This is a genomic window from Adonisia turfae CCMR0081 (assembly GCF_011009555.1).
Classification (GTDB): Bacteria; Cyanobacteriota; Cyanobacteriia; order Phormidesmidales; family Phormidesmidaceae; genus Leptothoe; species Leptothoe turfae.
The window spans coordinates 1,890,053-1,903,721 of the sequence record NZ_QXHD01000004.1 but is presented as its reverse complement, the minus strand read 5'-3'; the positions used below and the strand labels follow the sequence as shown (position 1 = coordinate 1,903,721).

At 46.1% G+C, this 13,669-nt stretch carries 20 protein-coding genes and 1 pseudogene; 20 read left to right on the top strand and 1 reads right to left on the bottom strand.

The window, feature by feature from the left end; translation table 11 throughout:
* The 7 genes from DXZ20_RS12395 to DXZ20_RS12375 all read left to right on the top strand — a co-directional run.
* Positions 1-479, top strand: a 479-nt coding sequence (locus tag DXZ20_RS12395; protein ID WP_250565736.1) for a hypothetical protein, incomplete at its 5' end; no start/stop codon positions are given.
* Between the two features lie 100 nt (positions 480-579).
* Entirely contained in the window at positions 580-867 is a 288-nt protein-coding gene (locus DXZ20_RS12390) for a hypothetical protein (RefSeq protein ID WP_163659822.1), read from the top strand.
* 523 nt (positions 868-1,390) lie between these two features.
* Entirely contained in the window at positions 1,391-1,624 is a 234-nt protein-coding gene (locus DXZ20_RS12385) for a hypothetical protein (RefSeq protein ID WP_163698492.1), read from the top strand.
* Positions 1,625-2,056: 432 nt separating this feature from the next.
* Positions 2,057-2,644: a hypothetical protein gene (locus DXZ20_RS37420; RefSeq protein WP_250565735.1), complete on the top strand. Its 588-nt coding sequence runs from the start codon at positions 2,057-2,059 to the stop codon at positions 2,642-2,644.
* Positions 2,641-2,877: a hypothetical protein gene (locus tag DXZ20_RS12380; RefSeq protein ID WP_163698490.1), complete on the top strand. Its 237-nt coding sequence runs from the start codon at positions 2,641-2,643 to the stop codon at positions 2,875-2,877. The genes DXZ20_RS37420 and DXZ20_RS12380 overlap by 4 nt, the downstream gene beginning before the upstream one ends.
* Before the next feature lie 265 nt (positions 2,878-3,142).
* Entirely contained in the window at positions 3,143-3,292 is a 150-nt protein-coding gene (locus DXZ20_RS37415; protein ID WP_250565734.1) for a hypothetical protein, read from the top strand.
* Between the two features lie 400 nt (positions 3,293-3,692).
* On the top strand, positions 3,693-3,956 hold the full coding sequence (locus tag DXZ20_RS12375) for a hypothetical protein (protein WP_163698487.1): 264 nt from the start codon (positions 3,693-3,695) through the stop codon (positions 3,954-3,956).
* A 35-nt stretch (positions 3,957-3,991) separates the two neighbouring features.
* Here DXZ20_RS12375 and DXZ20_RS12370 read toward each other — a convergent pair whose 3' ends face one another.
* Entirely contained in the window at positions 3,992-4,171 is a 180-nt protein-coding gene (locus tag DXZ20_RS12370) for a hypothetical protein (protein WP_163698485.1), read from the bottom strand.
* A gap of 48 nt (positions 4,172-4,219) precedes the next feature.
* Here DXZ20_RS12370 and DXZ20_RS12365 point away from each other — a divergent pair, with 48 nt between their 5' ends.
* The 13 genes and pseudogenes from DXZ20_RS12365 to istB form a co-directional block, all read left to right on the top strand.
* On the top strand, positions 4,220-4,489 hold the full coding sequence (locus DXZ20_RS12365; protein WP_163698484.1) for a hypothetical protein: 270 nt from the start codon (positions 4,220-4,222) through the stop codon (positions 4,487-4,489).
* Positions 4,490-4,507: 18 nt separating this feature from the next.
* Positions 4,508-4,747, top strand: coding sequence for a hypothetical protein (locus tag DXZ20_RS12360; protein ID WP_163698482.1), 240 nt, complete (start codon positions 4,508-4,510; stop codon positions 4,745-4,747).
* 9 nt (positions 4,748-4,756) lie between these two features.
* A complete protein-coding gene (locus tag DXZ20_RS12355; RefSeq protein ID WP_163698480.1) occupies positions 4,757-5,674 on the top strand; it encodes a WD40 repeat domain-containing protein in 918 nt (305 codons plus the stop codon).
* 212 nt (positions 5,675-5,886) lie between these two features.
* Entirely contained in the window at positions 5,887-6,372 is a 486-nt protein-coding gene (locus tag DXZ20_RS12350) for a hypothetical protein (RefSeq protein ID WP_163698478.1), read from the top strand.
* Positions 6,373-6,390: 18 nt separating this feature from the next.
* Complete coding sequence (locus DXZ20_RS12345; RefSeq protein WP_163698476.1) at positions 6,391-6,789, top strand: hypothetical protein; 399 nt, start codon at positions 6,391-6,393, stop codon at positions 6,787-6,789.
* 171 nt (positions 6,790-6,960) lie between these two features.
* Positions 6,961-7,197 carry a hypothetical protein gene (locus DXZ20_RS12340; RefSeq protein ID WP_163698474.1) on the top strand — a complete coding sequence of 79 codons (237 nt, stop codon included), beginning with the start codon at positions 6,961-6,963 and terminating at the stop codon, positions 7,195-7,197.
* 22 nt (positions 7,198-7,219) lie between these two features.
* Complete coding sequence (locus DXZ20_RS12335) at positions 7,220-7,582, top strand: RHS repeat-associated core domain-containing protein (protein ID WP_163703480.1); 363 nt, start codon at positions 7,220-7,222, stop codon at positions 7,580-7,582.
* A 532-nt stretch (positions 7,583-8,114) separates the two neighbouring features.
* Positions 8,115-9,677, top strand: coding sequence for an IS5 family transposase (locus DXZ20_RS12330; protein ID WP_163698472.1), 1,563 nt, complete (start codon positions 8,115-8,117; stop codon positions 9,675-9,677).
* Between the two features lie 181 nt (positions 9,678-9,858).
* Entirely contained in the window at positions 9,859-10,335 is a 477-nt protein-coding gene (locus DXZ20_RS12325) for a hypothetical protein (RefSeq protein WP_163698470.1), read from the top strand.
* Between the two features lie 25 nt (positions 10,336-10,360).
* Positions 10,361-10,825 (top strand): hypothetical protein, encoded by a 465-nt coding sequence (locus DXZ20_RS12320; protein ID WP_163698469.1) that lies wholly within the window; start codon positions 10,361-10,363, stop codon positions 10,823-10,825.
* 95 nt (positions 10,826-10,920) lie between these two features.
* Positions 10,921-11,250, top strand: coding sequence for a hypothetical protein (locus DXZ20_RS12315; RefSeq protein ID WP_163698467.1), 330 nt, complete (start codon positions 10,921-10,923; stop codon positions 11,248-11,250).
* A gap of 199 nt (positions 11,251-11,449) precedes the next feature.
* Positions 11,450-12,502: pseudogene (istA, locus tag DXZ20_RS37410) on the top strand (IS21 family transposase); the annotation flags it as partial.
* Positions 12,503-12,935: 433 nt separating this feature from the next.
* On the top strand, positions 12,936-13,669 hold a 734-nt coding region (istB, locus tag DXZ20_RS12305; RefSeq protein ID WP_284681672.1), incomplete at its 3' end, for an IS21-like element helper ATPase IstB.

The window sequence follows — 13,669 nt, the reverse complement described above, 5'->3', positions numbered from 1 at the left end:
AAGAGACCCGCGAGGCCCTTGAAGACTTTGCTCAGCGGTGTCTGGAAACTGTCACCGGCGGCTACAACCCCGACTTCGACCCCAACCGACCCATCTGGGACAATTTGCCGCTGCCACAAGTCGATTGGGGTGAAATCTTGCAGACGCCACCCGTCAATCCGGAAGATCTGTACCCTGGGGGCTTTGGGGAAGGACCGCAGCCGGAAGTTGATTTAGATGATTTATCCGATATATTGAGACGAACTCGAGACACTTCTCCCACCCCTCAATTAGACTTGAGAGATTTTATCTTTGATAGCTCTTCTGATCTGCCTAATAACTTGGAGGAATACTTAGAAAATTTATCCAAACCACAACAGAGATCGGTTCGTTCATTAAGTAAACGTCTACGAGAGCACGAAGAAAAATTAGAAGCATATAAAGCCAACCCTGAGGCATTTGACAATAAAAAATCCTCAAAAACGCACCAAATGATGTAGTCAGGCAAAAAATCATCGAGGGTAGAATTAGACATCTAGAAGCCGAAATAAATGCTTTCACCAAAGGTATCATGGACATCATAGAGTCAGGAGACGAACAATGAAAATAAGCATAGATTCGCTACAACAGTGTACTGAAGTCTTATTCAATCACTTGAAAGAACTGGGTATAGATTCAATCGAATTGGATGAAGATTTCTATTGGGAAATCGTAGATGATAATAGATATAATCCCTACGAACAGCCCAAAGAATTTAGTTTAGGAGAGTTGTCAAGTGACTGGAAAAATCTTGAAAAGATAGTTACAGGTGAAGAAGAGCCAATTGGCTATGGCTTTGTTTGGCTCTCTTCTCTAGTAAAATTGTTAGGAAAAAAAAAGCCTACATAGTTACGTGCTATATGCCTTTATCCCAAGCAGCATAAATAAAGTCAGGTAGGTGCGATATCATTGCACCACTTTCAACCCTCTCCATCCCATAACCAATACTCTCTTCTAGCCTCAGTAGGCATTGTTCATCAGTACTTTTATAAGCTTCAGCCCCGTTTTATCTCAACTATTGAATTTGTAATTTATCGAGCTTCTCCTGCTGTTTGATAAGAGAATCTGACTAGCTACTCCCGATATCGAAGAACACCCCGGTAGGGAAATCTCTACCAGGGTGTCCGTTTTTAAGTAGGGTTACAGCTGAATAAGATTTGGAAAAGGACGTAGCAAATGATCCGTCAACGACCCTCGGGGCAGATAAGTTTGGGAATACTTGGTCCGCTAAAAATCTACCTGATGGCAGACGAGTATGGGTTAGGACTCGTAACGGTGTCATTAATGAAGGAGGGGTAAATGTAACACCCAGATCATTTAATTCTCAAACAGGGCTCAATCGAAGTACATGACCTCAAGGAGGCAAATAAGTATGGAAGTTTTGTTGAGTGAGAGAGAAGCTTATACAGCAATGTATGCTTTCTTAGTCAAGCTATATGATAGAACTCAATCTGATGATTTAGGGGGATTGCTAGGCGATATGAGCACTCTAGAAGATGGAGATCCAGCAGATCCTGCTGTTTGGAGCGAGTGGATAGAATGCATTGAGAAAACGAAGAATGGTCAAATTAGTACTCGAATGGAACTGAGCGCACCAAGTGATTAGAAATGTCTCTCAAGAGCAGATTATCACTATCAATTTTGCTTAGATAGAGTCATTTCTCTTCTCAAGACCTCATTGACCACATCATTGAGGTCAACCCCCTTTTTATCTGCCATTTTCTTTACAAAAACCTGCACGTCCTCATCTAGATAGGCGACTTAAACGTCGCACTAGGTCGGTAGAACTTTCCCCGTTCCGCCTTAGAAAAATCATACTCAGCTTCCATAAATCTCCCTCCTGATAACGACGCATCTCATCCTTAGCAAGCGTAGGGTGCGTGACTCACGCGCCACGTCCAAGAGCTAAAGCACTACTCCAAAACCCTTGAATTTGGACGTTATAACGGGCAAACGCGACAGTTTACCTACGACACTCTCGACCATCGCATTGGTGAGCAATGGCTAAGAAGGCTTGGGTCGATCAATTACCTAACAGTTGTCGCAACTGCTTGATGATGTTGCCAGAGGGGCAGGCAGTATCGGTGATGACATCGGCAGAGCCTTAGCGGGCTCCGGGAATGAACTTGTTCCGGCCTTGCCCCGTGGAGGCAGACTTCCAACTGGGGCAGTCGATGACCTTAATCCTGCGGCTCCGCTACGATCTCAAGGTAATCCAGGTCCCAATAGAGCAGTAGATGCAGATAGTATAGTTGGTAGTTCTCGTAAAGGCCAACAGTCTATATCAGAAGATAGAAAAATTTCTGCTAATAGTAATAATACATCTGATGCACTAAATAGAAAATTTAGAATTGCTGAAAACGCCCAAGAACGATCTGTTAGAACGAGACAGCTTCCTGACGGTCGAGTTCGTTGCTATGAAGCCGAGGTACCAGCAAGTAAACCTGGACCATCACGAGGTAGATCTCATGTAACAGAATATAATCCACGAACAGGTAGAGTAAGAGAATGGAAAGAAGTTTATGATCATGCTGGCAATATGAATAGAGTGCACCTCAAGACAGAAAATGGACTTCCACTAAACTCACCCCATTTTCCACCAACTGGAAATGAATTAGGACTATGATTTATTCAAAAAAGAACTTTGCAGAAGATTTGAAGAGAAAACTTCAGGGTAATTATAGCGCTGAAGAGCTTTCACAGTGGGCTCACTTATTACGAATAGATAGATATCGTGAAATCGATTTTGAATTAAATTCAATAATTAGACAAATTGACGGCATGGATATGGGGCCAGAATTTGAGCTATCAGAAGAAGAATTGTGGAATCTCGTTGAGGAATTGGAGTCTAATTCATAGATTGATCTTTCAAAACTAAAGGTCCTGAAGTGCCTCCCTTCATTCGGACAGCCAGGAAGGACGCGTGACTAACGCCACTTTTCCAAGGGGACTTCATCCCCCTCTCCATCAACGGCGCAATCATTGATTCTGCTAATGCGTTGCAGGCCTACCCCTGACCCTTCCTGACCTCTCCCTAAAGTCCCTCTCCCAAACTTGGGAGAGGGACTTTGATGTCGGCTCATTATCGGTGATGACATAGGCAAGGCCTTGGCGGGCTCCAGGGATGACCTTATTCCAGCATTGCCCCGTGGAAGTAGACTTCCAACTGGGGCAGTCGATGACCTTAATCCTGCGGCTCCGCTACGATCCCAAGGTAATCCAGGAGTTGGAAGGGCAGGAGATTTACTGGAAGGAGCATCCTCTCCTAGTGTAGGTTCCGCTGGAAACAATATTCCAAATCACTCAAGTCCAGCAGCGAACACCCCTCCTTCTTTACCCAGTCGGAAAACCCAAGAAATATTCGATAGTATTCAGGAAGGCATCGAAAGTGGTGATTTTTCTGTCACAAGAAACCGTCTAAATCCTGATACTTTACAGGAAACGAACGTTACTATTGATTTTGGAGGTGGAAGATCGGTAAATCTAAGAACAGAAACTCATCCTCTTGTTAAGGGAGGTGACCCTATACGTCATACTAATGTTGAGGCTCTGAGGAGAAATGCTAGAGGAAAAAATAGACGGATTTTCAATAAGCATATTACGGAGTAGCAAAGAAAGTCTCGAAAAGCCAAACACTCTTTTGACACAAAATAAAAAAGGTATCGCTCTAGAAGATGATGAAAAAATTTGAGTTTGAGTTTGAAGATCTTTCATCACAAAATACAATTGAATTTGATTATGATGAAGAGATAGATGAAGAGTTGAAGATTGTGATTGAAAATGGTATGCCAGTTCTATACGCTAATAAGCAGGCTTATATAGCTTTAGCCAAGACCTTTATAAGGATGGCTCTTGGTGAATACTCTAATGGATTTCATGTTCACCTTAATCAAGACCTTGACGCAGACGAACAGGAGATTATGCGCTGCCATATATGAGGGTAGGTACTGAACATCTCCAGCATCCGAAAGAGCTATCGCTTCTCGCCGTAGGATGGGTTGATGCCAAGAAACCCAGCACTACACATGTATGCTGACGGATGGTCAGGGTAGCGATCGCAGGCAGTGAAATGAGGGCAGCGATCAAGAACATTGTAACTCTCAGTGCGATCGCCCCTCGCCTTAGGCTGGGTTGATGCCAAGAAACCCAGCATAATAGATTGAGCGAGTGTCCGCGAGCGGCAAAATTCTCAACCGCATCGTTGATAACAGCTTTATCTACGAACCAACAAGCAGCTGTAGGGTTTGCAGTTGACCCAGGAAGCTATGTGTATGAAATCACTCCAACACCACATGGAGTGAATGTCCAAGCAGCTCTAAATGTTCCTCCGGGACCTTATGGCAAAGATGAAATTACCTTTTATGATGGAATTGACCGTAATTATATTGAAGGCTCCAGACAGATTGTTCGTGAAGTAACGACAAACAAAGGAACCGTTTTTGTACTGGGTCCTTACATCCCATTTTTGTGATAGGGAGAGTAGAAGAAAATGCAGCAACATTCAAAAAGTTTTCAACCCCAAAAAATCGAAGTCACGGATCAAGTGAAGGAAACCGCAAAGCAAAATCCTAATGGATGGGTATATAAAGTTGATGCCGAATATGACAAAAATGGTGATGTACCTTTTGTTGGGATTATAGGCTGGTGGAAAGTTAATACATCAGGAAAGATTTGTAGTGAATTTATTCATAATCCTGAATATCAGCCGCTCAAAAAAAAAGAGGAGTGAAACAAAGGCATGTTTAATTGTTCTTACGCCTGGACTGGTCTCGGCAGAATATATAATATTTGGCACGGGTCCGAGCATGAACCTTTTTTTTCTGTAGGGCAAGTCTTTTCTGAAAGTTCAGAAAAATATAAAATTACTGAATGCCATTTTCTTGAAAACGCTCCTCAGAAAATCACAAATAAAGGAGAATTTGAAGACTCTACATTTGTATCTCTGTCCCCAAAGGCAAATCTTATTATTTCCCATGATGGAAATATGATTAGGGTTTGGGATATATCTTCAAAAGATGAGTTGTCTAAGTTTAACAGGACGAGTAAAGTAGTACATTCATCGTTTGTAAGTGATGATGGTTCAAGACTCTTTGCTAGCTTCAATGATGGATTAACCTATGTATGGAGTCTAGATGAATGTGAATTAGCGTATGCTTTTAAAGGGATTCTCTCAATACATAAAAGATGCTTTATCCTTTCCCTTGAACAAAGGGTCATAATATTCATAGATCAGGAATTCAGGAATGTCATAAAGATATTAGACTATGCCACAGGACAAGAGATAAATCGCATTAATTTGTCAGATTACTCACTAGATTACGTTATGTCTTTGTCCATTATTGAAAGGCATAATTTACTTGTAATCGGTAGTCCTAATGGGACTGTAGCTATTTTTGACATGGCAACCAATCAGAGAATTGAATCTATTCAAACAGGTGAAGCTATTGAAATAGTCAAACTAAGTGAAAATGGCAATCTCTTAATACTTGGAAACAGGTATGGAAATATTCGCGTCCTTAATCTTAGCAATGATGAAAACTTTTCTTTGATTAGTGCTCATGGGCGGTCAAGGGTCGAAGCGATTTCGATACTCGATGAGCAAAGGTTTGTCAGTGCTGGATGGGATGGCCGTTTGAAATTATGGACTAGGCAGTGACTGGAATTGATCTTCTTCGGTAGTGTGATATAGTGCGATCTCTCCTCATTAAGATCAGAAAAGCCAGCACAATAACGTGCTCTGAGCCAGCATCACAGCAATATCCTCAACCGCATCGTCTATGACAGTGAACCCCCTAAGACTTTGCTCAGTGGTGTCTAGAAACTGTCACTGGCGGCTACAATCCCGACTTCGACCCCAACCGCCCCATCTTGGACAATCTGCCTCTGCCAAAAGTCGATTGGGGTGAAATCTTACAGACACCACCCGTCAATCTCGAAGATCTGTACCCTGGTGGCTTTGGTGAAGGGCTGCAGCCGGAAGTTGATGACTTTGATGCTGATCCAAGATCTCCTAATCCAGAGCTTGAAAAACCGTTTTTTGAGCCTAATGACTTAGCTGCTCCAGGGATTGACCAACTTTTCGGAACTGGTAATCCCCCCAATGCTAGCGATATTAGAAATCTTGCGGAAAGCCAAAATTTTACGCGAGTTCAGAATCCAAATGGGCCAATAAAATATGTTGATGGCAATGGAGTCATAAGAATAACTATCAAACAGGGTAGTCAGAGAGCACAAGGTAGTGGATCTCCTCATGTTGAGTTGCGTTACGCATCTGGTCAAAGAGTAGATCCATTTGGCAACCCTGTCACTAGAAAAAGCCCTGGCAATCACACACCTATAAACTATGATCTATAAAAACTCTAAGGAGGAGAAATGAAGTTATCCCATTACTATGAATTGCCAGATCTTGAACATGTTTACTTGGAAGACAGCTATGTTCTCAACATAGAAACCCTTGAAACTTGTGTAAAGTTCTTGCTGGATGTTGTCTTAACAAAGGAACATCCAGCATATCGAACTCCACCACATGAAGAACAATATTGCTATAAAAAAGCCTATCTGGAGTTTAATCAAGTAGATAAGGTGAAGTGGATAAATAAGGTGATGATTCCATATTCGGATGCCAGTGGCGAGATCGATTATGGCAATATAGACACTCTAAGCTGTTCTCATGGAAATTACCACTTATCTGGAGATTGGGGAGAGATTGAAATTATCTCTTCTCCTCCAACTATTGAATTCTTGGCTAGTGACAAAAATGAGAGCAAGTAACGCACCGCCTACAATGGCTGTACTCTCCTAGATTGTTACCGCTTGCCCCCAGTTGCAGGAAGTTTTGTCTCCAATAGCAGTCTAGTTCTGAATCTTCCACTTTTCAACGAAGACTGATCAAACGGACGATAGTCAACTATGCTCGACTCAATTAGCTAAACAGGTGTGCTTATGGTAAATCTATATATAATCGTTGTGGACGTGATACTCTCAGGCCTGGGTGGGTTTGGAGCTGGAGCATTATGTATCCTTCTTTTCTTTGGTGATACAACCCCCGAGCACAGGTGGTATATCCTTAGCGTATCATCAGGAATATTCGCTGCAGGCGGTTTTATGAAGGCATTGGACGAAATCCAGTTCTTTCCCTCTCTACTGAGAGTTTTACTATCTCTTTTCAGGAGAAGGTAGCAAATTTCAAGCAGCAGGTAGTATAGGCATTACCTACCTACATTCTTCCGCTCCGGCTACACCGGCAGAGAGCGAGATTAGGCATTACCTACCTACATTCTTCCGCTCCGGCTACACCGGCAGAGAGCGAGATGACGCGACTGGGTTGATATACTACCGGGCACGCTATTACGACCCGACGGTGGGACGGTTCCTCTCGGAAGATCCGCTGGGCTTTGATGCAGGCGATGCCAACCTTTATCGCTATGTCTTTCATAGTCCCACCAACTACACCGACCCCAGCGGGGAAGCCGCCCTTGTTACTCTAGCAGCCGTAGGCGGCGTCAATGCCATTAAAGCCGTAGGCGGCGCTGTACTCGCGCTAGGGGCAGTCCATCTGCAATAACCAACTGCAATCAGAAGAGACCCGCGAGACCCTTAAAGACTTTGGTCAGAGGTGTCTGGAAACTATCATCACCGGCGGCTATAACCCTGACTTCGACCCCAACCGACCCATCTGGGACAATCTTCCGCTGCCGCAAGTCGATTGGGATGAAATCTTACAGACGCCACCTGTCAATCTCGAAGATCTATACCCTGGTGGCTTTGGTAAAGGACCACAACCAGAGGTTGATGACTCTGGCCCAATGCTAGGTGTCGATTCTAGACCTAACTTTGAACAGCCTTATTTTGAAACTGCTTCAGAGCCTTAAATTCGTGGTGATATAACTTTGAGTGGAGGACGTAGTGGTAACAGAGTAAAAAATCTGACTGGGCCTCCAAATAGTGCAATCAGAGGCAGCGGGGAACGGATTTATGTAGGGTTTGCTGTTGAAGTCTAGCCTTCATACTCAGCAAGGGTTTCAATCTATTGAGATTTGCTTAAGTGCACGGAAAATTGGTTAAACTGCTCAAAACCCTTGCACCTACTCAGGGAAATGTACCGACAATCTTCACCCGGCCAGCTATCCTTCCACGATTTTTATCTGCCGTTTGGAGGCAAATTATCGCCGGAGAACCGTTGGGTGAAACTGGCCGAGATGATCCCATGGGAGGAGTTTGAATCGACCTATTCGAGCCAGTTTAGTGAGGATATGGGAGCCCCCGCGAAGGGCTTTCGGATGGCGTTGGGCGCATTGATTATCAAAGAAAAACTGGGTATCAGCGACCGAGAGACGATTGACCAAATACGAGAGAACCCCTATCTGCAATATTTTCTCGGGCTTCATGAGTACAGTGACAAGGCCCCGTTTGATGCGTCAATGCTGGTCCATTTCCGCAAACGCATTGGTCTCGACCTGGTGTTAGCGGTCAATGAGTCCGTGGTTCAAGTGGGCATGGAACCAGCTCCACCAACTACTACTCCCTCACCTAAGGAGAGTGGATCAGAGACCAATGATGACTCAGATCCACCGGAACCGCCATCAAGTGGCAATCAAGGGCAGTTGATTGTGGATGCCAGTTGCGCGCCTGCCGATATTCACTATCCGACCGACCTTGATTTGCTGAACCAGGCCAGGGAACACAGTGAACGGCTGATCGATGAATTGTATCAACAAGTGGCGGGATGTCTAGAGAAGAAGCCCCGAACGTATCGTCAAACCGCCCGCAGAGACTACCTCAGGATTGTGAAACGGCGCAAAAAGCCTCGCAAATTGATCCGCAAGGGCCTCCGACAACAGCTCAACTATGTGCGACGAAACCTGGGCCACATTGACCCGTTAATCGAGGCAGGAGCCACGCTCGCGGCGCTGAATCCACGGGAGTACAAGATGCTATTGGTCATTCATGAAGTCTATCGCCAACAACAGCACATGTACCACTACAAACAGCGGCGGATTGATGACCGCATTGTGAGTATTTCACAGCCCCATGTGCGCCCCATTGTGCGCGGTAAAGCCGGAACGCCCGTCGAATTTGGGGCCAAATTCGCCATCAGTTGTGTGGCGGGCTATGTGTTTCTCGACCATCTCAGTTGGGATAACTTCAATGAATCCGAAGACTTGATTGCTCAGATAGACCGCTTTCGAACTCGAACAGGCCACTATCCTGCCTCGGTGCATGCCGACCAGATTTATCGCACACGCGATAACTTGAGATGGTGTAAACGACATGGTATCCGTCTGAGTGGTCCGCCCTTAGGTCGACCGTCGCTCGATGAAACCCAACAAGCACTTCTTCAACAACAAGTTCGAGAGGATGAGAGTGTTCGAGTCGCTGTCGAAGGCAAGTTTGGTCAGGCGAAACGACGATTTGGCCTAGGACGTGTCATGGTCAAACTCGCCCAAACCGCCGAAACTATGATTGCCATCACTTGTTTGGTGATGAACTTGGAGAAACGGCTACGCCGTTTTATTGTCTTGTTGTTGATAGTGTTGATACGCTTACTACGCGGCTATCAGGCAGATGTGCGCCCCTTTACAGCAACGTTAAGCGATGATTGGCTGAAAACCCTCGATCATCGGCAAGGCAATACTGACCACGTCTGGGCTGCCGGATAATCCTTGAGGTTTTTATTGAGTTTTTCAGCAAACCCTATGTAACCAATGAAAAGGGTGAGGTTGTTCTTGATATTACGAGAGATAGAGTTAAGCCTGTTATTCCAGGACAAGGGTTTGGGGACAAGCGAGCACCTACACTAAAGGAAATCTCGTTACTCGAAAAAGTCATAAGAGGTGGCTAATGACAAGTTTATTTATGGAAAGTTCTGAGCTTAAGAAATCTCTTCGTATTCTTCGATACTGTTTTACTGCATTGATCCCATTTATCGAGCGTATGAACATTACTTGGATGGAACATGATGCCTATGACGAATGGGAGGCAATAGCATCCACACTTTATGAGCAAATTGTTTTGAGCTACATTCGCTATTCTGTCAAGGAATGTAGTGAAAAAAAATTTCCTGTTTACGATCTTAAATATTCCTCCTATCGGGAGATGGCCTACATTGAAGTAACTTCAAAGGACTCTGATTTGCCTCCTGGTCCATTTGTTGGTTTTCTGGCAACAGAGCCAACTTTCGAGAAGCTAAAGTTTATTGGGCTTCAAGATAGAGAAAATCCACATAGCAATACTATTTTGACAGCAACCTTTGAAGAATGTGAGTTTCAATTGAAGGTACCTGTAGAAGATAATCAGTCTCGACCGTCGCACGAGTGAGCAATGGCTGAGTGCGACAGATGCCGTGCAGCGCACCGTTGGCTATGGCTTTGACGCGCTGGGGCGACTGACCCAGGTGCAAGATACCGATGCGATTACCAGCACGGTGTTGAGCAGTAACATCTATAGCTTTGACGCCCTCGACCGGCTCACCTCCGAAAGCATCACCACGGCACCGTCGGTGCCCCAGGTGGTGTTTGACTACACCTATGATGCGGTCGATAACCTGACCCAGACCACCGACACGATTGCCGGTACCCTCACCGGGACAACGGACTATACCTACGATGCCCTGGACCGCATGACCCAGGTGCAGCAGGGGGGCACAGCGGTGCAGCCCAAGCGGGTCGAGATGGGCTACAACGTCGCCAGTGAGTTGACTTCCCTGGCGCGGTTTGCGGGAGCCGATGGCAATACCCCCATTGCCAGCACTCGCTACAGCTATGACGGTAGCGGGCGGCTGAGTCAGCTTACCCATGCCACAGATTAAGTTATTCAGGCATTGTAGTTTTTATCCCTTGAACGAATTCTCCCTGATAAGATACCCCACTAAGATTACTCAGTCATTGCTTGTTCTGTAAGAATATGGAAATAATTCTATCCACTGACATCTCTGATCTAGGGAAAATAACAACCAGCTCAAAATCAATTATTGTAAATATTTTAAATGAAACACTCGCATCAATCCACGAGTATGAATTTTCTTCCCGAATTGGATGTTCACTCGACGAGTTTAAGGAACTAATCAATGATTTTCGTAAGTGGGAAAAACCAAGGCCAAGTGGAGAAGAGTACCTTAAAAAGGGTATTAAAATAGTTTTACCACTCGAAAAGTGGATAATATTTTCGCAAGCAATGAATGCTATCTGCTATGGGGTTAATATACCAAACTTTGAGGAAAAGATTGGTATATAGGGTGACAATTACATAGGCAGCTAATCAGGGTTAATGACAATTAGGTAGTCCGGTCATATCAAAGCTCCCCATAGAGGAGTATTCAGCATTGACCAGAGACGAAGGCCGTTCATAAAGAAAGACACTAGGGTTGTACCTCTCCAAGAAAAAGAGACCGCTAGTGCCAGTCGCAATTTACCGCAATCAAGTAGAGCTGTATATGGAAACGAAACGCCAAGGCCAGAGTCAAGTGAGTGCCTCAGCGAAAGCCGGGATCTCATCGCGCACCGCCCATCGCATCGATAGTGGGACCCATCGTCCCAACCGAGGGCGTCCACGGGATTGGAAAACGCGTCAAGATCCGCTCAATGGATTATGGGAAAGTGAACTAAAGCCGCTGCTCGAGGCGGAACCCCGGCTAGAAGCGACGACTGTGTTTGAGATCCTTCAAGAGCGTTATCCGCAACAATATGACGACAAACTCAGAACGGTTCAACGGCGAGTATCGAAATGGAAAGCGCTCCATGGCAAGCCGAAGGAGGTGATGTTTAAGATCCGCCATGAACCAGGGGAGATGGGTCTATCGGACTTTACCCATCTTAAAGGTGTGACGGTAACCGTTGCCGGTCAAGCATTTCATCACCTTCTTTACCACTATCGGTTGGCCTATAGCGGTTGGCAGTATGTGCAAGTAATCCAAGGCGGAGAGAGTTTTATCGGCTTATCCCAAGGGCTTCAAAATGCCCTCCATGCCTGTGGGGGAGCCCCCAAGACCCATCGGACAGATAGTCTGAGCGCGGCCTATCGTAATACCGGGGGGCGTAATCCTAAGCTGACGCAGCTGTATGCGGATGTGTGTGACCATTACCGCATGGAGGCCACTCGCAACAATACGGGGGTTGCCCATGAAAATGGCGCGATTGAATCTCCCCATGGTTATTTCAAGCGACGCTTATGTCAGGCGTTATATCGTCGGGGCAGTTTTGAGTTTGACTCGGTGGCTCAGTACCAGAGGTTTATCGAGACGGTCATCGCGAAGCTGAATGGCAAGTGTCAACAGAAATTTGAAACCGAACGCCCCACCTTACAAGCCTTACCCCGCTATCGCACCCCTGATTATGAAGTCCGCAGTGCGAAGGTCAGCACCCACAGCACGATTAATGTCCGCTGCATCCTTTACACGGTGCCCTCTCGATTGATTGGTCAGCGCTTAACCCTGCACCTCTATCATGACCGTCTAGTGGGCTTTTTGGGCACGACTGAAGTGGTGTCGCTGCCACGAGTCCATGTCCATGGCAGTGACAAGATTCGCCGAGCACGCAGTATCAATTATCGCCATGTGGCCGAAAGTCTCCGTCGCAAACCTCGTGCCTTTCTCTACTGCCAATGGCAAGCAGAGCTACTGCCTAATGACCAGTGGCGGTCTCTATGGGACTCACTCAAAACAACGATGGAGCCTGATAAAGCCGCTCGTTTGATGACCGAAGCCCTCTATATTGCAGCGACCCAAGATAACGAATCCCAGGTCGCCGAGTACTTACACCTCCAATTGGAGCAGGCCAGTCTGAGTGTGGCGGGACTACAACGGGCCTTTGAGGCCACCCTAACGGCCGACCAATGTCCCACCGTCACCTCAGTGCAACATGATTTAGCCAGCTATGACCAACTCCTCACCACCGCCCCAGGACGTGCCCTATCAGACGCTGATGAGCACCCTCAAACACCTCAAGCTCAAACACTTTCTCGACCAGTGGCAATCCATCGAACACCAAGCCACCCAGGAGCATTGGTCCTACGCCCAGTTCCTGTTGGCTTTGGCCCAGGGCGAAGCCAGTCGGCGCGAACAAAATCGCATCACCCGCGCCCTAGCCGAAGCGCAGCTACCTTCCGCAAAGTCTTGGACCAACTTTGAGTTTGACCACCTCAGGGAGTTTAATCCAGCCGCGATGATGGCCTTCGCGCAATCGATTGACTGGATAGAGGCGGCTAGCAATCTCTTGCTATTTGGACCCAGTGGAACCGGCAAAACTCATGTTTGTGCGGCCTTGGGACGCTCCATTGTTGAGCTTGGCAAACGGGTTAAATTTGTCTCCGCGACCGCCTTAGTCCAACAGCTCCAGTTGGCTAAACTCCAACTCGAATTACAGGCTGCACTGGTCAAACTTGACCGCTATGATCTCCTCATCATTGACGATCTCGGCTATGTCAAAAAGTCCGATGTGGAAACCTCGGTTCTGTTTGAACTCATTGCCCATCGCTATGAACGAAAGAGTGTGATGATCTCAGCCAATCAGCCCTTTAGTCAGTGGGATACGATCTTTACCGACTCGATGATGACCGTTGCCGCCATTGACCGGTTGGTGCACCATGCCACTATTTTTGAGTTTCAGGCTCACAGTTTTCGTAAACAAGCCGCTGCTCAACGCTCGCCTAAGGCCCA